This window comes from Arthrobacter sp. 01T428 (assembly GCF_056398685.1).
Genome location: NZ_JBFTPW010000015.1, coordinates 46,871 through 66,678, shown reverse-complemented (window position 1 = coordinate 66,678; position 19,808 = coordinate 46,871). Strand labels below are relative to the sequence as shown.

Below are 19,808 nucleotides of genomic sequence, written 5' to 3'. Positions count from 1 at the left end.
TCATTTTTCTGTAGGAGAACCGTGCCCAGCAAGGCAAAAACCGGCAAGAAACTCGTGATCGTGGAGTCTCCGGCCAAGAGCAAGACCATCGCCAAGTACCTGGGCGAGGGCTTCATTGTCGAGGCCTCGATCGGCCACATCCGCGACCTCCCGCAGCCCTCGGACCTCCCTGCAGAACTGAAGAAGACCTCGGTTGGCAAGTTCGCCGTCGACATCGAGAACGACTTCAAACCGTATTACGTGGTGTCTCCGGACAAGAAGAAAAAGGTCGCCGAGCTCAAGGCCCAGCTGAAAGACGCTGACGCGCTCTATCTCGCAACCGATGGGGACCGCGAGGGCGAGGCCATCGCGTGGCACCTCCTGGAGGTCCTGAAACCCAAGGTTCCCGTCTACCGCATGACCTTCGGTGAAATCACCAAGGAAGCCATCCACCGCGCCATGGACAACCTGCGCGACGTTGACAGCGCCCTCGTGGACGCCCAGGAAACGCGCCGCATCCTGGACCGCCTGTACGGTTACGAAATCTCCCCGGTGCTGTGGCGCAAGGTTGCCCGCGGCCTGTCCGCCGGCCGTGTGCAGTCGGTCGTGACCCGCATGGTGGTCGACCGCGAACGCGAACGCATGGCATTCAAATCCGCATCGTACTGGGACCTGACCGGCCAGTTCGGTACCGGCTCCGCTACGTTCAAGGCGAAGCTCGCTGCGGTCGACGGCGCGAAGGTAGCCAGCGGCCGCGACTTCAACGACGACGGCGTCCTCACCTCCGCGAACGCGGTGCACCTCAACGAGGAACTCGCGACGTCGTTGGCCGCCGGACTCGAGAACGCGGACTTCCGCGTCCGCTCCGTCGACACCAAACCGTACACCCGCCGTCCCGCGGCGCCGTTCACGACGTCGACCCTTCAACAGGAAGCCGGCCGCAAGCTGCGCTTCACCTCCAAGAGCACCATGCAGATCGCCCAGCGCCTGTATGAAAACGGCTACATCACTTATATGCGTACCGACTCGTCCGCCTTGAGCGACGAAGCCCTCACGGCGGCACGCCGCCAGGCCGCCGAGTTGTACGGTCCCGAGTACGTGCCGCAGTCTCCCCGGGTCTACGCCAACAAGGCTGCGAACGCGCAGGAAGCCCACGAAGCCATCCGCCCCGCGGGTGACTCTTTCCGCACCCCGGCCCAGGTTGCAAACCACCTGACTGGCGATGCTTTCCGGCTCTACGAACTCATCTGGAAGCGCACCATCGCCTCCCAGATGGGCGACGCCAAGGGCTCTACCGCCACCATCCGCCTCGGCGCAGTGGCTACCGATGGGCGCGACGCCGAATTCTCGGCCTCCGGCACGGTCATCACCTTCCCCGGCTTCCTCGCAGCCTATGAAGAAGGCAAGGACGAGAGCCGCGGCGACGACGACTCCGACGAAGCCCGGCGCCTTCCCAACGTGGCCAAGGACGATTCCCTCACGGCTTCGGACATCATTGCTATTGGCCACGAGACCTCGCCACCGCCGCGGTACACGGAAGCATCCCTGACGGCGGAGCTGGAAAAGCGCGGCATCGGCCGCCCGTCCACCTATGCGTCCACGATCTCCACCATCCAGGACCGCGGCTACGTCCGGAAGCAGGGGTCTGCGCTGGTTCCCAGCTGGATCGCCTTCTCCGTGATCCGCCTGCTGGAGCAGCACTTCACCGACTACGTGGACTACGAATTCACGGCAGACATGGAAGGCGACCTGGACAAGATCGCCAACGGCCAGGCTGTAGGGGCCGCTTGGCTCAAGCACTTCTACTATGGTGAAGACGCCGATCCCGGCCTGCTGAGCATCGTCAACAACCTTGGTGAAATCGATGCACGCGAGATCAACTCGGTGCCGATTGCCGAGGGCATCACGCTGCGCGTCGGGAAGTTCGGCCCGTACTTGGAAAGTTCGATCCCCACCGTCGACCCCAAGACCGGCGAAGTCGTGGAGTCGGCGCGTGCCAACGTCCCCGAGGACCTCGCTCCGGACGAGCTCACTGCGGCCAAGGCCGTGGAGCTCATGGAAACGGCTGCCCCCGAGGAACGCGTCCTGGGCGCGGACCCGCACACCGGACACACCGTGGTTGCCAAGAACGGCCGATACGGCGCCTACGTCACTGAGATCATCCCGGAGATGACCGAGGAGCAACTGGCAAACCAGCCCGTGGAGTACTACAAGAACGGCAAACCCAAGCCGCCGAAGAAGCCCGTCAAGGCAAAGCCGCGCACGGGTTCGCTCTTCAAGTCGATGTCCGTTGATTCGGTCACGCTCGACGAAGCCATTCAGCTCATGAGCCTGCCCCGCGTGCTCGGCGCGGACGCCGAAGGCAACCCCATCACGGTGCAGAACGGCCGTTTCGGGCCCTACCTGAAGAAGGGCACGGACTCGCGGTCCATCGGATCCGAGGAAGAGATCTTCACCATCACCCTGGAACAGGCGCTGGAGATCTACTCCCAGCCAAAGCAGCGTGGTGCGCGTGCCGCCGTACCGCCCCTGGCTGAGTTCGGTCCGGACCCTGTCTCGGAGAAGAACATCGTGGTGAAGGAAGGCCGTTTTGGCCCATACATCACCGACGGCGTCACCAACATCACCGTTCCGCGCGCCACGTCCTTGGAGGAGCTGACCCGGGAGCAGGCCATCGAACTGCTCGCCGAGAAGCGCGCCAAAGGCCCGGTCAAGCGGACCACCACGGCCCGCAAGGCGCCGGCGAAGAAGGCTGCGGCAAAGAAGTAGCTCGCCACGAGATCGTGGGTGTGGGCCGGGGGCTGCGTTCTGGAACGCAGCGCCCGGCCCACACCCACGTATTGGGTTTCCTGGGTTTCCACATAGCTTGATTGGCCGCTTCCGGGCTCTCCGCCGCTCACCGAAACTGGTGCGGTGAACAGTTACGGAAACAGCGACTCCGTTGTCCCGGTGGACCCGCTCGCGGAAGTTTGGGATTACTTGGAACCGGCGAAATCCCCGGCACTGTCCGCACCACGGGGCCCTCAAGCCGCCGCAGTTCCAGCGCTCACGAGCATTGGCGCGCCTCCGCTTCCGGATGGGAACATGTGGCGGACAGAGGAGTTGCTGTCCCAAGGACTGAGCAAGCGACGTATGAACGAACACCTCCGCTAGGGCTCACTGGTAAGGGTCCGCACGGGAGTCATGGTCCGTGGCACGTTCTGGCGTGGGCTTTTGGACGATGACCGGGAGCGCGCCCGGTTGGCGGCGTATTGCCATAGGACCCTCCGCGTCACGGCGGATGGGCTTACGTTCAGCCACACCTCCGCCGCCCGTCTGCACCGTTTGTATTTGTGGAGGGCTGATCAATTGATCCACGTCATCATTCCGTACCACGCAGCGAGCGGATCCCATGCGGCCGACGTCAGGGCTCATTCAGGCCTCCTCCTGCCTGGGCAACGGATCGAGATTGATGGACTTCCAGTGACAGCACTCGACCGCACCGTTCTGGACTGCGCACAGATACTGAACTATCGGCAGGGCCTGATTCTCTTGGACCACGGCTTGAGGCTCGGATGCAACCGTGAGTGGCTCGAGTCAGCGTGTGCCGGTCTAGTCGGTGCCCGGGGAGTCACGGCGTTCCGAAAAGCCTTGGCCTTCGCGAACCCATTGTCCGAATCCCCGGGCGAGACATTGACGCGGGACGCTATCGCGAAGCTCGGATTCCCGGATCCCGTGCTCCAGCTGCGGGTCCAAACACCTCGTGGCGCCTACCGGTTCGACTTCGCGTGGCCGCACCTTCGAGCCGCGCTCGAGGTCGACGGCAAGGCAAAGTACTTCGACTACAAGCCAACTGCGGAAGTGATCTTCGAAGAGCGGCAAAGGGAGGAGCTGCTGGCCGAGCAGGGCTGGCGAATCCTGCGTATTGATTGGAAAGGTCTCTTCGACGAACGCGGCCTGAAGGTGCGCCTGCTCAGGCTTCTTCGGGGGTGAGATCGTGGGTTCGGGCCGAGGACTACGTTCCGGAACACAGCCCCCGGCCCCCACCCACGATCTCGACGGCGAGACAGCCGGGAATTGCTTCCGGCGGGGAAACCGTGATCGAGTGGAACCATGACAGATCAGCCTGCAGCCCCGGAATCCCTGCCCTTGAACGACCTTGAGTCCAAGCTCGCAAAGGCCGGGCAACCCGACGCGAACCCGGTGGACGTCATCCTGTCCTTCCTGAACAACGAGGTCTACATCCTGAGCACCGACTCCCTGGATAAGCCTGACGCCGCCGTGGAGCCTCTTGTCCTCGCCAACTCCGAGGGCCAGCCTGTCCTCGCCGTGTTCAGCCACCCGAGCCGGGTGGAATCGCACTTCCTCGAAGCCGCGCCCAACGTCCTGGGCACCCACGGTTCAGCGATTCTGGACAGCATCGGCGACGAGCTGGGCTTGGTGATCAACCCCGGCAGCGAGCACGGCTTCGAGATGGGCCCCGAAGGCATTGCGAACGTCCGCCGCGACTTTACCCGCGCGGACGAAGCCGAAGAAGCCCACGAAGCCACCGCCCCGGCCGCAGATGTGGACGCGGAATCACGCACCGGCGGACCCCGGGATTAATTGACTAACCGCCGGCACGAATCGGCAGTCGTAGTTGCTTCACACGCTTCGAATCGGGGAATAATGGCAGAATGCGTCTTGGCGTCCTAGACATCGGTTCCAACACCGTCCATTTGCTTTTGGTGGACGCGCATCCGGGCGCACGCCCGGTCGCGTTTGCCTCCCACAAGCGACCGCTTTCGCTGGTTCAGTTCCTGGACGCCGACGGTAACATCAACGACGCCGGACAACACGAGCTCATCGAATTCGTCCTCGAAGCGTGGGAGTTCGCAGCCCGCCACAAGGCCGAGGATCTCCTGGCATTTTGTACCTCGGCCATCCGCGAAGCCACCAACGGCGTCGAGGTCCTTGCCCGGGTGAAGCACGAGACCACTGTGACCCTGCAGGAACTGACAGGCAGCGAAGAAGCGTCCATGACGTTCTTCGCGGTCCGACGCTGGTACGGCTGGGGCGCCGGTCCGATCCTGGACCTGGACATCGGTGGCGGCTCCTTCGAAATGGCGTTTGGTCAGGACGAATTGCCCGAGCTCGCGGTGTCAGTGCCGCTTGGTGCCAGCCGTTTGACGAGGGACTGGCTCCACAATGACCCGCCCACGGCAAAGAGCGTCAAAGAGCTGCGCAAGTATATTCGCCACACTCTCAAGCCGGTGGTGCGCGAGTTCAAGCAATTGGGCCGGGCCAACCTGGTGGCCGGGACCTCCAAGACCTTCCGTTCGCTTGCACGCATCGCAGGGGCTGCCCCCAGCGGCGCCGGTCCGTACGTCAAGCGGGAACTCCACGCCACGGACTTGGGCCTCTGGGCCCAGCGGATCTCGGCGATGACCGTCGAGGACCGGCTCTACCTCCCGGGCGTCTCGGATGCACGGGCGGCGCAGATCCTTGCGGGGGCGCTCGTCGCTGAGGCCGCATTGGAAATGTTCGAGTTTCCCAGCATGGAGATCTGCCCTTGGGCCTTGCGCGAGGGATTGATCCTGCGCCGGCTCGACCAGCTGATCTTCGATGGCCCGCTAGCCCCGGCTCCGCATGTCGGGCTCGGAGGCGCGGTACCGGTACCACGCCTGGGCGCCAACACCGGAACGGCCGCGCCAGCGGCAGTATCCATACCAATCCCCATCGCCGGGAGGCAGGCCAACTAACATGAGCACCGACGTCGAGCATTCCGAAGAAGACACGCCGAGGATTCCGGTGGCGCTTTCCAGCGCCTCTGTCTATCCGCTCAGCGTCCATGACGCCTTTGCCGTGGCCCAGGACCTGGGGTACGACGGCGTCGAGGTGATGGTGACCAACAACGCCACCAGCCAGAACCCGGATGCACTCATCCAGCTAAGCCATCGATACGACCAGCAGATCGTCTCCATCCACGCGCCCACCTTGCTGCTGACCCAGCAGGTTTGGGGTCCGGCGTGGAACAAGATCGAGATGTCCTGCCAGATGGCGCGCGAAGTCGGCTGCAACACTGTGGTGGTCCATCCGCCGTTTCGGTGGCAGTCGAACTATGCGGAGAACTTCGCTGCCGGTGTGCGCGAGATCGCCGCGATGTACCAGGTGCACATCGCGGTAGAGAACATGTATCCGTGGCGTGTGCGCGGCCGGGAGGCGCTCGCGTACCTTCCGCACTGGGATCCGATGGGGCAGGATTACGACGACGTCACGTGGGACTTCTCGCACGCCGCCACCGCGGGTGCCAACAGCCTTGAGGCGATCCGGGCGCTCGGGAGCAAGCTGCGCCACGTCCACCTCACCGACGGTTCGGGCTCGGGCAAGGACGAGCACTTGATCCCGGGTTACGGGACCCAGCAGTGCGCCGAGGCGCTGCAGTATCTCGCATCCAACGGATTCGAAGGCACCGTGGTTGCCGAGATCTCCACGCGCAAGGCCAAAGCCGCCGGCGAACGCGAAGAGTGGCTCGCCGAAACGCTGCGCTTCGCGCGCCAGCACTTGGGGGCGCCCCTCGTGGGAGCCTTCGAGATCTAGGTTCCTTAAACGAGAAAGCACCGGCGGTCGATACGGGAAAATGGGGGGAAACCCGTTCGACCACCGGTGCTTGTGGCGGACATCCCCATGCCCGCCTCATCACTCGCACCCTCAATGAGGTAACTACTAAGTTACGGAGCGATATTGGGTGCAGCCTGCAATAATCTTGGGAACTAGCTGGGAATCCTCGGCGCCTCTGGACGGTCCTGCATTGGTTCTGCAGCGGAGCAGCTGAACTGGCATCATGGAGCCATGAGCAACCGAATCGCATTCCTTGGCTGTGGGTCCATGAACGAGGCCATTCTGGGGGGCCTGTTGGCTGCCGGAACGGATCCCTCGGACGTCGTCGCCACCGTACGCCGCGCAGAACGCGCCGCCGAACTGGCCGAGCGCCACCATGTCATGACCATCGCTGGGGCCGAGGAACCAGATAACAACAAGCTGGCCACGAAGGGCGCTTCGGTTGTCATCCTGGGTGTCAAGCCTGTGGGCATTGCCGATCTCGCCCGCGAAATCTCACCGTCGCTCGCCAAGAACACCATCGTGATCAGCGTTGCCGCCGCCGTGTCCATCGCCCAGTTGGAAGCAGCCCTGCCCGCGGGCCAGCCCGTCATCCGCACGATGCCCAACACGCCCGCCAAGCTCGGACGCGGGGTGGTTTCCGTTTCGCCCGGGACCAACTGCACCCCCGAGCAGCTCCAGCAGGCCAAGGACATCCTCGCTGCCGCGGGCACGGTCGTGGAAATCCCCGAGGACCAGGTGGATGCCCTGTCCGCCATCAGCGGCTCGGGCCCCGCGTACGCCTTCTACCTGGCTGAGGCCATGGCTGCCGCCGGCGTCGAACTTGGCCTGGATCCCGAACTCTCGCTCATGATTTCCCGCGAGACTGTGGCCGGTGCCGGTTTTATGCTCGCTGAGCCGGGAGCAGACCCCACGGCCCTGCGCATCGCCGTGACCAGCCCCAACGGCACCACCGAACGCGCCATCGCGGCGTTCAACGACGGCGGAATACCCGCGATCATCGCCGACGGAGCCCGCGCCGCAGCGGCCCGGGCCGCGGAGATCACACAGCAGCTGGCTTAGTTCCTCCCACTGGAGCTACGGCCGCGCAGCGAACCGTTCCAGCAGGTCCACGTGCCCTGACACAATCAGCATGTCGCGGCCGGAGACCTTCGTGTCCGGCCGGGCGTAGGTGAAGTCCTCGCCCGGGGATTTCACGCCAACAATGGTCACGCCGTACTTGGAACGGACCTTGGACTCATCCAGCGTGAAGCCCACGGTTTCCTTGGGCGGGTACATTTTCACGATGGCGAAATCGTCGTCGAACTCGATGAAGTCCAGCATGCGCCCCGAGACAAGGTGTGCCGCGCGCACTCCGGCGTCGGCCTCGGGGTAGATGACATGGTTGGCGCCGATGCGCGTGAGGATCTTGCCGTGTGAGGCCGTGATCGCTTTCACCCAGAGGTGTTCGATGCCCAGATCCACGAGGTTCACCGTGATGAGCACCGAGGACTCGATCGAGGTTCCCACACCCACTACGGCGGAGCTGAATTCCTGCGCGCCGAGTTGGCGGAGGGCATCGATGTTGGTGGCGTCCGCCTCGACCACGTGGGTCAGCACGGAAGCCCAATTCTGGACGAGCGTGCGGTCCCGTTCGATGGCCAGGACTTCGCGTCCCTGCTTGACGAGCTGCTCGGCGGTGGCTGCACCGAATCGGCCCAAGCCGATCACCAGCACGGGCGCGTTGTGCGCCGGCCGGTTGGGGGCGCCTGTTGAATTAGCCAATGATCGGCCTCTCTTCCGGGTAATGGAATAGCTGCCTGCGCTGGCGGAGGGCCAGGGCGGAGGCAAGGGTTATGGTGCCGATGCGGCCGGCGAACATGAGGGCGGCGAGGACGTAGACCCCCGCCGGCGGCAGCTCCGCGCTGAGGTTCGTGCTGAGTCCCACGGTGGCAAAGGCTGAAATGGTTTCGAAGAGTACCCGGTCCAGGCTGGCGCCGCTGATGGCCAACAGCAGGAATGCGGATACGCATACCAAGGTGGCGCCGGCGACGATCACCGAGATGGCTACCCGCATGGTGCCCTCGGGGATCGTGCGGCCGTAGACCTTGACGTCGTCGTCGCCCCTGGCCTCAGCGACGATGGCGAGGAACATGACCGCGATGGTTGTCACCTTGATGCCGCCGGCCGTCGACGCCGAACCGCCGCCGGCGAACATGAGCGCGTCCGACAGCAGCCTCGTGGTCGAATCCATGTGCCCCTGGTCGACCAGGTTGAAGCCACCGGAGCGCGTCATGACCGAGGCGAAAATGGAATGCGTGATCTTGTCGCCGACGCTCATGTTGGCGATGGTGTTGGTGTTGTCCCACTCCATCAAGGCCCAGAGGACTGCGCCGGCAATGAGGAGGATCAAGGAAACCTGGATGGTCAGCTTGGTGTGGAGGCTCCACTTCCTCCAATTCAGGCCGTGCCGCCGGAGCACCAGCATCACCGGAAAGCCGAGGCTGCCGAGGAACACGCCAAGCATGAGCGGCACGAGAATCCACAGATCGGTCTCGTACGGCACGATTCCGTCGGAATGGGGTGTGAAACCGGCATTGTTGAAGGAAGAGATCGAGTAGAAGACTCCGTGCCAGACGGCCTGCCAGAAGTCCTCGCCTAGCGTCAGGAACCGGGGAATCATCGCGATGGCCAGGACGGCCTCGATGGTCACGGACGTCGAGATGACGATCCGCAACAATGTACCCACTTCGCCCAAGCGGCCGGCGTTGTTCATGGCCTCCTGGGCAATGAGCTTGCCCCTCACACCGAGCCGTTTGCTGACCATGAGCGCCAGGAGGGAGGCGAGTGTCAGGGTTCCCAATCCACCCACGAAGATGCCCACGAGAATCACGAGCTGGCCGAAGAAGGTCCAGTGCGTCGCCGTCGACACAACCGTCAAACCGGTCACGCACACGCTCGAGACAGCGGTGAATAGGGCCTGGTGTATGGGAGTGACCGCACCGTCGGCCGAGGCCGCCGGCAGGGAAAGCAGGCCGGTGAACACGAGAATCGCGAAGACGTACGCCGTGAGCGCCAATCGGGCCGGTGAGGAGTTGGCGATGTTGTCGATGAAGTCGCGGATACCCGTGAAAATCCACAGGCCTCCCCGCTCCGGCTGGACGGTTTGCCAGCTGGCCGGGTCTAGGGACCTCGACTGGCTTTGAGTCATGGCAGTGCTGTTCGCTTCTGGTCGATTGATTCTGCTTTCCTGAGTAGTAAACCACTAATCGCCCGCTGTAACGGGGCAGGTGCGTTCCGCCGCTCGGGTAGCCTGTCATTGATGACTTCCTGGGCAGGCCTCCGTCCGTCCCCGCTGCCAACGACGGTGGCGTGGGATCCCGCCATGACCGCATACAATTTCGGTCCCTCGCACCCGATGGCCCCCGCGCGGCTTGAGCTGACGGCCAGGCTCGCCGCGGCGCTCGGACTTTTCGACCTGGAGCATGTGTCCGTCCAAGCGCCTGAGGTCGCGTCCGACGTCGACCTCCTGGCAGTGCACAGCGCCGAATATGTCGCCGCGGTGCGGCGTTCAAGCGAAGATCCGACGACGCCGGACCCGGAACGCGGGCTCGGCACCGAGGATGATCCAGCGTTTGCAGGGATGCACGAGGCCAGCGCCCGGCTCGCCGGAGGGTCCTTGCTCGCGGCCGAGGCGATCCTGTCCGGGACCGCGGTCCGGGCCGTCAACTTCGGCGGCGGCCTTCACCATGCCTCCCGAGAGCGGGCCAGCGGCTTCTGTATCTATAACGACGCCGCTCTCGCCGTGCAGAGGCTGCTCGACGGCGGTGTCCGGCGGGTCGCGTACATCGACGTCGACGCCCACCACGGCGACGGCACCCAGAGCATCTTCTGGAACGACCCCAGGGTCCTGACGATTTCCCTGCACGAAAGCGGGCTCTCGCTGTTCCCGGGAACGGGATTCGCCAACGAGATCGGCGGCCGGGACGCCTTGGGGACGGCCGTCAACGTGGCGTTGCCTGCGTGGACGGGGGACGCAGGGTGGTTGCGCGCCTTCCATGCCGTGGTACCCCAACTCGTGCAGGCCTTTGAACCTGAAGTCATTGTGAGCCAGCACGGCTGCGACTCCCACAAACTCGATCCCCTCACGCACCTCAACCTGAGCGTGGACGGCCAGCGCGAGGCGGCCGACGCCGTCGCGGGCCTCGCCGCCAGGTTCTGCGAAAACCGTTGGATCGCCACCGGGGGAGGGGGGTACGACATCACGGGAGTGGTACCGCGCACTTGGAGCCATTTGATCGGCATCGTGGCCCAACATCCTGTCCAGCTGACGGCTCCGGTTCCGGAGGCTTTCCGGAGCCATGTCAGGGAAAAGTACGGGGATACGGTTCCCGAACTCATGGGCGACGGCGTGGACACCTGGTGGCGTTCGTGGGAGGTCGGCTATGACCCGGCTGACGCCGTGGACCGCACCATCATCGCCACCCGCAAGGAAATCTTTCCGCTTTACGGTCTGGATCCCTGGTTCGACTGATAGCTGCTCGGCCGGCCGCGCAAGGCTGGGTCAACGCCGCGCGCATATGCGAAATAGTTGATGCCTTTTGGCGTATATGTCGCTAGGGTGGGAGGCATGGTGACTGACGACGTATTTGCCGTCATTGCTGAGGCAACCCGGCGTGACATTCTGGTTTCCCTCCGCTCTGGGGATAAGGCTGTGGGGGAACTGGTGGAGGAGCTCGCAGCGAGCCAGCCCACCATCTCAAAGCATTTGAAGGTACTCCGCGAGGCGGATCTCGTCAGCATGCGCGCGCAGGGACAGAAACGCTATTACGCGTTGAACCCGAAGCCGCTCGCCGGTGTTGCCAGCTGGCTGGAGACGTTCGACGTCGGACCCGCGAAGCCCGCGGTCGAAGCCGCCACGCCGGCCCGCAGCCCCCGGCCACGTACGGCAGGCCAAGGCGCCACGGGCCAGCCGGGTGCCGCGCGGAACCAGACCGACGGCGAGCCGATCGTCGCTCCTCCGGCGAGCACCGACGTCGAGCGCTCGCCTGAAGCCGCTTCCGCCACCGGAGCTGTTGCCGCCGCCGCCGGAATCGACGACACCAGGCCGCAGCAGATCGGCCGCACGGTTGGCCGTGCCGCAACCAAGGCTGCGGACCTCTTGGCGAACCTGCCGAACCTGCCCAACCTGCCGAAGTTCGGGCGAAAGAAGTAGCGGCAAGTTGGCGTGATCCCGGTCACGCCGCGATTGGCTTCTGCCCGATGTTGGTCCGGGAAGTCCCTGCAACCTTTGTGGCCGTGCGCGATCCCCGCCACTTTCAGAGTCATGGGCCGGGCCGGAGGCCCGCTGGCGCAGCCCTTCGGATCTAGTGTCGCCTTTCTGAAGTTGTGGGACGGCTGGCTTCGCGAGGATCTGTTCCTGGGTCATTGGTCCTTTTCGACAGCAAAAGATGCCGACTTCGGCGGGAAATTGGTCGACGTGCTGCTTGGTCGTAATCGGTTCGGATGGAGATTGGCGCGCGTCTGATGCGAGCATGGCGGGGTCGTTTCAGATCCGCCGTTCGGCGCAGAAGTTGTAGGGAGTCACATGGATTCGAGGCTGGAAGCAGTCCGGGACACCGTCTTGGCGCGGAACCCGGGCGAGCTGGAATTTCACCAAGCCGTCACCGAGGTCTTCGAAAGCCTTGGCCCGGTACATGACCGGCACCCGGAATTCCTCGAGGGCGCCGTCCTTGAGCGCCTGTGCGAACCGGAGCGCCAAATCATCTTCCGCGTCCCGTGGACCGACGACGCCGGACGTGTTCACGTCAACCGCGGTTTCCGCGTCGAGTTCAATTCAGCCTTGGGCCCCTACAAGGGTGGACTGCGCTTCCACCCCTCGGTCTACCTGGGCATCGTCAAGTTCCTCGGCTTCGAGCAGATCTTCAAGAATGCCCTGACAGGCATGCCGATCGGTGGCGGCAAGGGCGGCTCGGATTTCGATCCCCGTGGCCGCTCCGATGCCGAAATCATGCGCTTTTGCCAGTCATTCATGACCGAGTTGTACCGCCACATCGGTGAATACACGGACGTTCCTGCCGGCGACATCGGTGTGGGAGGCCGCGAGATCGGCTACCTGTTCGGCCAGTACAAACGCATCACCAACCGCTATGAGTCCGGTGTGCTGACTGGCAAGGGTATGTCGTGGGGCGGCTCCCTGGTCCGTCCGGAAGCCACTGGTTTCGGCACGGTTATCTTTGCCCAGGAGATGCTCAAGACCCGGGGCCAGTCCTTCGACGGCCAACGCGTCGTGGTCTCCGGTTCGGGAAACGTAGCCATCTACGCGATCGCGAAGGCCCAGGCCCTTGGCGCCACGGTGGTTGCCTGTTCCGATTCCGCGGGCTATGTGGTTGACGAGGCCGGCATCGATGTCGCGCTGCTTCGCCAGATCAAGGAAGTCGAGCGGGGCCGGCTCACTGAATACGCGGAGCGACGCCGGGGCGCCAGTTATGTGGCCGGTGGCTCGGTCTGGGATGTCAACGGTACCGTTGCCCTGCCGTGCGCGACTCAAAACGAGCTCGACGGCGACGCAGCGGCCAAGCTCGTCAGCAACGGCCTGCTGGCAGTCGCCGAAGGCGCCAACATGCCCTCCACCCGTGAAGCCGTTGCCGTTTTCCAGGACGCAGGCATCCTGTTTGCCCCGGGCAAGGCGGCCAACGCCGGTGGCGTAGCAACGTCGGCCTTGGAGATGCAGCAGAACGCCAGCCGCGATTCCTGGTCCTTCGAACACACGGAAGCCCGCCTGACGGAAATCATGGTGGGCATCCACGATCGCTGTGCCGCAACCGCGGAGGAATATGGCGCCCCGGGCAACTATGTCCTGGGTGCCAACATCGGCGGCTTCGTGAAGGTCGCCGACGCCATGCTGGCGCAAGGCCTGATCTAGCGCGCCGCGCCCACCGGACCCACCCTGCCAACCCGCCGGACCTAGTGCTGCAGCAGACGCACGTGGTCCGGGGTGAGTTCTGAAATCTTCGTCACTCCGAGCAGGGCCATGGTGCGGGCCATGTCCTTTTCCAGGATCCGGATGGTGCGGTCCACGCCTGCGCGCCCGCCTGCCATGAGCCCGTACAGGTAGGCGCGGCCGATCAACGTGAAGTCGGCACCGAGGGCCAGGGCCGCCACGATGTCGGCGCCGCTCATGATGCCCGTGTCCAGGATGACGGCCGCGTCGCTGTTGTCCGCCTTCAGCGCCGCGGAGACCTCCGGAACGAGGTGCAGCGGAATCGGTGCCCGGTCCAGTTGGCGCCCGCCGTGGTTGGAGATCACGACGCCGTCCGCGCCGTGGTCCACCACCTTGCGGGCATCGTCCACCGTCTGGATGCCCTTGACCACCAGCTTGCCCTTCCAGGTTTCGCGGAGCCAGTCGAGATCGTCGAAGGTCAGGGTGGGGTCGAACATGGAGTTGATGAGGTCGGCCACGGTTCCGGTGTAGCGGGAGAGCGAGGCGAAGGTTAGCGGCTCGTGCGTGAGGAAGTTGAACCACCATGCGGGCCTGTACGAAGCATCCAGGACGGTCTTTACGGTGAGCGCCGGCGGAATCGTCATGCCGTTGCGGACGTCCCGCAGCCGGGCACCGGCGACGGCGGTGTCCACCGTGACCATCAGGGTGTCGTTTCCGGCCTTGGCGGCGCGCTCGATCAATTCCAGGGAACGGTCGCGGTCCGTCCAGAGGTAGAGCTGGAACCAGTTGCGGCCGTTCGGAGCCGCAGCGGCCACGTCCTCGATGGACGCCGTGCCCATCGTGGACAGCGTGTATGGAATGCCCGCCGCTTCGGCTGCCTGCGAGCCCGCGTACTCACCCTCGGACTGCATCATGCGGGTAAATCCCGTGGGTGCGATGCCGAACGGAAGCCGGGATTCCTTGCCCAGGATCCCGGTCCTGAGGTCGATGTTGGAGACGTCGCGCAGGATCCCCGGCCGGAACTCGATGTCCCGGAAAGCCTGACGGGCCCGGCGAAGGGTGATCTCCGCCTCCGCTGCACCGTCCGTGTAGTCGAACGGCGCCTGGGGAGTGCGCCGCTTGGCCATGTCCCGCAGTTCCCAGATGGTGGATGCTCGGCGCAGCTTCGCCGCGTTGCTGAACTCGGGCTTCTTGAACTTCATGAGCGGCGCCAGGTCTGAGTACTTGGGAACCCGCCGCTTGAGTGCAGCAGGACGCCCGACGGCGGAGGATACGTTCGCGGGCACCTCAAGGGAAGGGGCGTTGCTTGGCTGGACGGTCTGCGTCATGATGCTGTCTCCCGTGGACTTGTGTGGTTAGACCACACTCTATGCCATGTGGTCCAACCACATCAACTACTATTTATCCATGCGAACGCACGAGCTCGTCCTGAGTTGGATCGAAAAGCAATTGTCCGACGGGCATTTGGTGCTTGGTGGACGGCTCCCCGCCGAGCGGGCGCTGGCCGAACAGTTGGAAGTTTCACGGACCTCGGTCCGCGAAGCAATCCGGATCCTGGAAGCCATGGGCTTGGTGCGGGCAGGCGTCGGCTCCGGCAAGGACGCCGGGACAGTGGTTATCGCGGAACCGGCCACGGCACTCGGGTCAGCGCTCCGCCTCCACGTGGCCACACAGCATTTGCCCGTCGCCGACATCGTGGAAACACGGGTCCTGCTCGAATCATGGGCGGTGTCCCGCGCCAGGGCCGACGCCCCCGAACTCAACGAAGCAGCGAGGCTCGTGGACGAGATGGACCTGAGTGCCGCCGTCGACGACTTCCTCGCACTGGACGTCGCCTTCCACCTGGCGCTGGCGGAAGCCGCAGGAAATGCCGTGGTGAGCACCATCATGGGCTCGCTCCGTGAAGCGATCGAGGGTTACGCCGCGGCGCTCACGGCGAACCTGCCGGATTGGGATCGCACCGCCGGTCGCCTGCGGTCCGAGCACCGCGCCATTTTGGCGGCAGTGAACGACGGCGACGGCGGCCGGGCGGCGACGCTCGTGGCCGCGCACATCGAGGGGTACTACCGGGAAGCCGGGCTGGGGAAGGCCCCTGAGGAAACTAGGCCTTGACGGGTCCGGTGCTTCCCCTGAGCTCAATCCGCGGCGGGAAGTAGTTCGTGGGGGAGGCGGCGTCGTTGGTCTGGATCTGCTCCCGCATGCGGCGCCACGCAAGGTCCCCGAGGTCGGAAATCGGTACAGCCGCAGTGGTTAGCGGAGGCATGGTGTACCGGGCGAACGGCATGTCATCGAAACCCGTGAGGGACAAGTCCTCCGGCACGCGGATCCCGCGCTCGCTGAGTCCGCTCAAGAGGCCCATCGCCGCGACGTCGTTGAAGACAAGGATGCCGGTGGCGCCGCAGGCGGCGACGGCATCGCTCGACTCGAATCCGGCGTCGAACGTGTTCCCTCCGGGAATGAACTGCAGTTCGACATCCGGGAATTCGGCCGTAAACTTCTCGAGCCCACGGAGGCGCTGCACGTTGGACGCACTGCGGTCCGGTCCGGTCAGGTAGGCCAGTTTGCGGTGGCCCAATTCCACCAAGTGGGCGGCAAGCTCCTGGATGCCTTGGCCGTAGTCCACTACGAGGCTGGGAGTCGGCACCGACTCGGTGGTGCGGTTGATGAGGACCAGGGGATAGAGCGTGGGGGCGAGCTCTTCCAGGTCGGCGTCGCTCATGCGGGGGGCGCAAAGAACGACGCCGTCGCATCGCCTCCGGGCTTCCCCGGCGAGGATCGCTTCTTCGCTGGAAACTTCGGACGAGTCGGCGATCAACACGCGGTAGCCGTCGCGGGCGGCGGCAATACTCAGCCCGCGAAGGATGGCCTGGAAGGTGGGGTTGGACAGGTCCGGCACCACGATTCCGATAGTGTCCGTTTTCCCCAGGGCCAGGCTTCGGCCTACCGGGTTCGGTTTGTACTTCAGCTCGGAAGCGGCTGCGCGCACGCGGGCGGCAATGTCCGCGTCCACGGTTGTGTTTCCGTTCATGACGCGGGAAACCGTGGCATGCGAAACGCCGGCCATGGATGCCACATCTGCGATGCCCACCCGCCGGGTGTTCCTTCTGCCTGGCATGCTTTCCTTCCTGGAGCTGATGCCGCCCGGTTCCAATGCTGCGGCGACGTGTGTTCTGAGGTGAAGTTTATAGTGAGTGAGGAAACGGTTTCCCTTGATGTCGTTGCATTTCGATTTGCGGGAATCCGGAGCCTGCCGCTATGGTTTCGCTATGACTAACCGTTGGTATGCGTATTTTTCGTTGGCTCTGGAGGGGCCCGCGTCTAACTGACACGCATCCAACTTTCCTTCAGAGCCAACAGGGCAGAGATCATTCTCTGCCCTTCGCCATTTCCAGGCGGGCTCTGAGTAGGGTCCGCTCCTCTCCGGAACAGGACCCCTTTCATGACCAGCATCGCCGCAGAGCCCACCACACTAAATGCCGACGTCGAAAATCCCGGCGCGCAGTCGACGTCGAACCTGCGCGTCAGCCGCTTCGAGCCGCTCCCCACGCCGCAGGAAATCAGCGCGGAACTGCCGCTGGACGCTAAGGCCTCCGCCGTCGTCGAGCGCGGACGCGACGGAGTCCGCGCCATCATGGACGGCGTGGACGATCGCCTCCTGGTGATCGTGGGACCGTGCTCCATCCACGATCCGAAGGCCGGCCTGGAATACGCGCGCAGGCTGGTCAGCCAGGCGGAGAAGCACAAGGAAGACCTGCTCATCGTCATGCGGGCCTACTTCGAGAAGCCGCGCACCACGGTCGGCTGGAAGGGCCTCATCAACGATCCCCACTTGGACGGCAGCCACGACATCGCGGCCGGACTCCGTGCCGCCCGTGGATTCCTCCAGCAAGTCACGGCCCTGGGCCTGCCGACGGCCACCGAGTTCCTGGAACCCATCAGCCCGCAATACATGGCCGACCTCGTGGCATGGGGCGCCATCGGTGCGCGGACCACCGAGAGCCAGATCCACCGCCAGCTCGCCTCCGGACTGTCCATGCCGATCGGTTTCAAGAACGGGACCGACGGCGACCTCCAAGTCGCGATCGATGCCTGCGGCGCCTCTGCGGCACCCCAGGCGTTCCTGGGGATCGACGGCGAGGGCCGCGCCGCCCTCGTGGCGACCTCGGGCAACCCGGACACCCATGTGATCCTGCGCGGCGGCCGCAAGGGACCGAACTACGCCGCGGACCAGGTTGCCGCTGCCTCGGAGAAGCTCTCGGCAAAGGGCTTGAACCCGCGGCTCATCGTTGACGCGAGCCATGCCAACAGCGGCAAGAGCCACCACCGCCAGGCCGAAGTCGCCTTGGAGATCGGCGCGCAGTTGGAAGATGACGTTGCTTCGCCGATCGCCGGCGTCATGCTGGAGAGCTTCCTTGTCGGTGGGGCGCAGAACCTGGATGTGGAGCGGCAGTCGGCCGGCGAACAAGAGCTGGTGTACGGCCAGAGCGTCACCGACGCCTGCATGGAATGGGACGTCACGGTGTCCGTCCTGAACCAGTTGGCGGCCTCGGCCCGAAAGCGTCGGATAGCTGCTTCCAACTAAGTGAAACCTAGTCTCCACTTGGACGAAAGACTTTCACTTTGGTACCAGCAGCCTCTAGAGTATCTAGCACATGGTTGTTTGATGGCTCAGCATCGGCACACCAGGTAATGAATGCTGGGGTTCGCCGCTAACCGCTGAGAGCAAAGGAATATGGAGAAATGTCCGCAGAGACTAACTTCTCGAACGCGCGTTTCATGACAGTGGCTGAAGTTGCCGAAGTCCTCCGGGTTTCCAAAATGACCGTGTACCGTCTGGTCCACTCGGGAGAATTGCCGGCCGTCCGATTTGGACGATCATTCCGGGTCCCCGAAGATGCCGTGAGCCAGTACCTCAAGGGCGCGGTCGTCGACGGACACTCAGAGACGGCCTGAGCCCGGCTTGGTCCCCTCAAGGGCCAGCGGTCATTGGGTGCCCCCGATAAGCGGTACCCTGTTAAGGAACGTTTTACGTCATTGTAAGAATCTGTCAGTTGTAAAGTCTGTTGCTCAGTTCAAGGACCTCACCCAGCAGACAGAATCTCAATCTAGTTTGGTAAGGAACTTACGTGGGTTCAGTTATTAAGAAGCGCCGCAAGCGTATGGCCAAGAAGAAGCACCGCAAACTGCTTCGCAAGACCCGCCACCAGCGTCGCAATAAGAAGTAGAGATACTTCCTACAGCGTGAATGCCCGTTGCCTCTCAAGGCGGCGGGCATTTTTGCGTCCGTCCCCGGTGACGCTCGCTCACCTATGAGCGCTTTTCCCCGGACCCTCGCTCACGTATGTCGGCCGTTTCGACAACGCTCGCTCCCGTATGTGGGCACATGCCGGAACTGCGGTCGTCACATCATGTGAGCGAGGGTTGCCGGGGAGGCGGGTATATGTGAGCGAGGGTTGCTGGGGTTAGGCCCTCGGGCTGCGGAACTTCGAGAAACCCCGCCACAAGCCGTAGACGGCGCCTCCGACGGTCGCGGCCTTGAGGCCGAGCGTGGCTGCCCGGCGGCCGGAACGGAAGTCGTAAACAGGCCAGTTGTTCTCCCGCGCGTGGCGGCGAAGCCCGGCGTCGGGATTGATGCACACGGGGTGGCCCACCAACGTGAGCAGCGGGATATCGTTATGCGAATCGCTGTACGCCCAGCAGCGCTTCAGGTCCAGGCCTTCTTCGTCCGCTACGCGCTGCACGGCCACGGCCTTGGCTGGCCCGTGGAGGATCTCGCCCACCAACCGGCCGGTGTAAGCGCCATCTTCAACCTCACCCACGGTACCCAGGGCGCCGGTCAGGCCGAGCCGCGTGGAAATGACGGTGGCAACTTCGATGGGCGTGGCGGTGACGAGCCAGACCTTCCGGCCAACACGCAGGTGCTGTTCCGCCAGGGCCTTGGTACCGGGCCAGATCCGCGACTCGATCATCTCGTCGTAGACCTCTTCGCCCAGCTCCTTGATATCGGACACCTTGATGCCGGCCGCGAGGATCAGCGCGGAATCCCGGACGGAATGGACGTCCTCCATCTTTTCGCCCCGGAGCACGAACTTGAACTGCTTCCAGGCAAAGCCCGCGGCTTGGGAGAGCGTGAAGGCCCTGCGTTCATACATCTTCCGGGCAACGTGGAAGAGGCTGGCACCCTTCATGAGGGTGTTGTCGACGTCGAAGAATGCGGCTTCGCCGTGTTGCTGCGTTGCAGCCGGCGCGGTGGCCACAACGGCGTTCTTCTCGACGGGCATGCCTCGAGTCTAGTCAATCGTCCGGCCCCCTGCCGTTCGCGACTGCC

General features: G+C 64.2%; 18 protein-coding genes. 13 read left to right on the top strand and 5 right to left on the bottom strand.

Features of this window, described 5'->3' with window-relative positions; translation table 11 throughout:
* Window positions 1-21: 21 nt before the first annotated feature.
* The 6 genes from topA to proC all read left to right on the top strand — a co-directional run bounded on the left by topA (window position 22) and on the right by proC (window position 7,620).
* Window positions 22-2,748 (top strand): type I DNA topoisomerase, encoded by a 2,727-nt coding sequence (topA, locus tag AC1DJB_RS16275; protein WP_284990357.1) that lies wholly within the window; start codon window positions 22-24, stop codon window positions 2,746-2,748.
* Window positions 2,749-3,162: 414 nt separating this feature from the next.
* Complete coding sequence (locus AC1DJB_RS16270) at window positions 3,163-3,951, top strand: type IV toxin-antitoxin system AbiEi family antitoxin domain-containing protein (protein ID WP_441437741.1); 789 nt, start codon at window positions 3,163-3,165, stop codon at window positions 3,949-3,951.
* A gap of 120 nt (window positions 3,952-4,071) precedes the next feature.
* Window positions 4,072-4,563 (top strand): SseB family protein, encoded by a 492-nt coding sequence (locus AC1DJB_RS16265; RefSeq protein WP_441433118.1) that lies wholly within the window; start codon window positions 4,072-4,074, stop codon window positions 4,561-4,563.
* A 71-nt stretch (window positions 4,564-4,634) separates the two neighbouring features.
* Window positions 4,635-5,699: a Ppx/GppA phosphatase family protein gene (locus AC1DJB_RS16260; protein ID WP_084784591.1), complete on the top strand. Its 1,065-nt coding sequence runs from the start codon at window positions 4,635-4,637 to the stop codon at window positions 5,697-5,699.
* 1 nt (window position 5,700) lies between these two features.
* Complete coding sequence (locus AC1DJB_RS16255; RefSeq protein WP_059389509.1) at window positions 5,701-6,537, top strand: sugar phosphate isomerase/epimerase family protein; 837 nt, start codon at window positions 5,701-5,703, stop codon at window positions 6,535-6,537.
* Window positions 6,538-6,789: 252 nt separating this feature from the next.
* Window positions 6,790-7,620, top strand: coding sequence for a pyrroline-5-carboxylate reductase (proC, locus tag AC1DJB_RS16250; RefSeq protein ID WP_332602650.1), 831 nt, complete (start codon window positions 6,790-6,792; stop codon window positions 7,618-7,620).
* Window positions 7,621-7,635: 15 nt separating this feature from the next.
* On the opposite strand, the gene AC1DJB_RS16245 is transcribed toward proC, so the two are convergent.
* Both AC1DJB_RS16245 and AC1DJB_RS16240 read right to left on the bottom strand, forming a co-directional pair.
* Window positions 7,636-8,274, bottom strand: coding sequence for a potassium channel family protein (locus AC1DJB_RS16245; RefSeq protein ID WP_171983496.1), 639 nt, complete (start codon window positions 8,272-8,274; stop codon window positions 7,636-7,638).
* Between the two features lie 40 nt (window positions 8,275-8,314).
* A complete protein-coding gene (locus AC1DJB_RS16240) occupies window positions 8,315-9,748 on the bottom strand; it encodes a TrkH family potassium uptake protein (RefSeq protein ID WP_441433117.1) in 1,434 nt (477 codons plus the stop codon).
* 111 nt (window positions 9,749-9,859) lie between these two features.
* Between AC1DJB_RS16240 and AC1DJB_RS16235 the strand changes: the two genes are divergently transcribed.
* From AC1DJB_RS16235 to gdhA, 3 genes are all read left to right on the top strand, one after another.
* On the top strand, window positions 9,860-11,071 hold the full coding sequence (locus tag AC1DJB_RS16235; protein ID WP_441433116.1) for an acetoin utilization protein AcuC: 1,212 nt from the start codon (window positions 9,860-9,862) through the stop codon (window positions 11,069-11,071).
* 96 nt (window positions 11,072-11,167) lie between these two features.
* On the top strand, window positions 11,168-11,752 hold the full coding sequence (locus AC1DJB_RS16230) for an ArsR/SmtB family transcription factor (RefSeq protein WP_441433115.1): 585 nt from the start codon (window positions 11,168-11,170) through the stop codon (window positions 11,750-11,752).
* Window positions 11,753-12,124: 372 nt separating this feature from the next.
* Entirely contained in the window at window positions 12,125-13,462 is a 1,338-nt protein-coding gene (gene gdhA, locus AC1DJB_RS16225) for an NADP-specific glutamate dehydrogenase (protein WP_441433114.1), read from the top strand.
* 41 nt (window positions 13,463-13,503) lie between these two features.
* Here the strand turns inward: gdhA and AC1DJB_RS16220 are convergent, their stop codons facing one another.
* Window positions 13,504-14,808 (bottom strand): alpha-hydroxy acid oxidase, encoded by a 1,305-nt coding sequence (locus AC1DJB_RS16220; protein WP_476910577.1) that lies wholly within the window; start codon window positions 14,806-14,808, stop codon window positions 13,504-13,506.
* 79 nt (window positions 14,809-14,887) lie between these two features.
* On the opposite strand from AC1DJB_RS16220, the gene AC1DJB_RS16215 reads away from it, so the two are divergent.
* Window positions 14,888-15,592: a FadR/GntR family transcriptional regulator gene (locus AC1DJB_RS16215; RefSeq protein ID WP_307054566.1), complete on the top strand. Its 705-nt coding sequence runs from the start codon at window positions 14,888-14,890 to the stop codon at window positions 15,590-15,592.
* Here the strand turns inward: AC1DJB_RS16215 and AC1DJB_RS16210 are convergent.
* On the bottom strand, window positions 15,582-16,595 hold the full coding sequence (locus AC1DJB_RS16210) for a LacI family DNA-binding transcriptional regulator (protein ID WP_284990089.1): 1,014 nt from the start codon (window positions 16,593-16,595) through the stop codon (window positions 15,582-15,584). The two genes, AC1DJB_RS16215 and AC1DJB_RS16210, sit on opposite strands and share 11 nt — an antisense overlap.
* A gap of 324 nt (window positions 16,596-16,919) precedes the next feature.
* On the opposite strand from AC1DJB_RS16210, the gene AC1DJB_RS16205 reads away from it, so the two are divergent.
* The 3 genes from AC1DJB_RS16205 (at window position 16,920) to AC1DJB_RS16195 (ending at window position 18,705) form a co-directional block, all read left to right on the top strand.
* Window positions 16,920-18,062 (top strand): 3-deoxy-7-phosphoheptulonate synthase, encoded by a 1,143-nt coding sequence (locus AC1DJB_RS16205; RefSeq protein WP_284990088.1) that lies wholly within the window; start codon window positions 16,920-16,922, stop codon window positions 18,060-18,062.
* A 158-nt stretch (window positions 18,063-18,220) separates the two neighbouring features.
* Window positions 18,221-18,433 (top strand): helix-turn-helix domain-containing protein, encoded by a 213-nt coding sequence (locus AC1DJB_RS16200; RefSeq protein ID WP_059389516.1) that lies wholly within the window; start codon window positions 18,221-18,223, stop codon window positions 18,431-18,433.
* 173 nt (window positions 18,434-18,606) lie between these two features.
* Window positions 18,607-18,705, top strand: a complete 99-nt coding sequence (locus tag AC1DJB_RS16195) for a 30S ribosomal protein bS22 (RefSeq protein WP_003792170.1) — start codon at window positions 18,607-18,609, stop codon at window positions 18,703-18,705.
* Between the two features lie 237 nt (window positions 18,706-18,942).
* Here AC1DJB_RS16195 and AC1DJB_RS16190 read toward each other — a convergent pair whose 3' ends face one another.
* On the bottom strand, window positions 18,943-19,761 hold the full coding sequence (locus AC1DJB_RS16190) for an HAD family hydrolase (protein ID WP_284990086.1): 819 nt from the start codon (window positions 19,759-19,761) through the stop codon (window positions 18,943-18,945).
* Window positions 19,762-19,808: the final 47 nt, after the last annotated feature.

Bases quoted from the DNA above. Each gene is read 5' to 3' on its own strand.
- AC1DJB_RS16215 (WP_307054566.1), top strand. From the start codon at position 14,888: ATGCGAACGCACGAGCTCGTCCTGAGTTGGATCGAAAAGCAATTGTCC.
- AC1DJB_RS16210 (WP_284990089.1), bottom strand. From the start codon at position 16,595: ATGCCAGGCAGAAGGAACACCCGGCGGGTGGGCATCGCAGATGTGGCA.
- AC1DJB_RS16260 (WP_084784591.1), top strand. From the start codon at position 4,635: ATGCGTCTTGGCGTCCTAGACATCGGTTCCAACACCGTCCATTTGCTT.
- proC (WP_332602650.1), top strand. From the start codon at position 6,790: ATGAGCAACCGAATCGCATTCCTTGGCTGTGGGTCCATGAACGAGGCC.
- AC1DJB_RS16255 (WP_059389509.1), top strand. From the start codon at position 5,701: ATGAGCACCGACGTCGAGCATTCCGAAGAAGACACGCCGAGGATTCCG.
- gdhA (WP_441433114.1), top strand. From the start codon at position 12,125: ATGGATTCGAGGCTGGAAGCAGTCCGGGACACCGTCTTGGCGCGGAAC.
- AC1DJB_RS16265 (WP_441433118.1), top strand. From the start codon at position 4,072: ATGACAGATCAGCCTGCAGCCCCGGAATCCCTGCCCTTGAACGACCTT.
- AC1DJB_RS16235 (WP_441433116.1), top strand. From the start codon at position 9,860: ATGACTTCCTGGGCAGGCCTCCGTCCGTCCCCGCTGCCAACGACGGTG.
- AC1DJB_RS16270 (WP_441437741.1), top strand. From the start codon at position 3,163: ATGGTCCGTGGCACGTTCTGGCGTGGGCTTTTGGACGATGACCGGGAG.
- AC1DJB_RS16190 (WP_284990086.1), bottom strand. From the start codon at position 19,761: ATGCCCGTCGAGAAGAACGCCGTTGTGGCCACCGCGCCGGCTGCAACG.
- AC1DJB_RS16240 (WP_441433117.1), bottom strand. From the start codon at position 9,748: ATGACTCAAAGCCAGTCGAGGTCCCTAGACCCGGCCAGCTGGCAAACC.
- AC1DJB_RS16230 (WP_441433115.1), top strand. From the start codon at position 11,168: ATGGTGACTGACGACGTATTTGCCGTCATTGCTGAGGCAACCCGGCGT.
- AC1DJB_RS16205 (WP_284990088.1), top strand. From the start codon at position 16,920: ATGACCAGCATCGCCGCAGAGCCCACCACACTAAATGCCGACGTCGAA.
- AC1DJB_RS16220 (WP_476910577.1), bottom strand. From the start codon at position 14,808: ATGACGCAGACCGTCCAGCCAAGCAACGCCCCTTCCCTTGAGGTGCCC.
- AC1DJB_RS16200 (WP_059389516.1), top strand. From the start codon at position 18,221: ATGTCCGCAGAGACTAACTTCTCGAACGCGCGTTTCATGACAGTGGCT.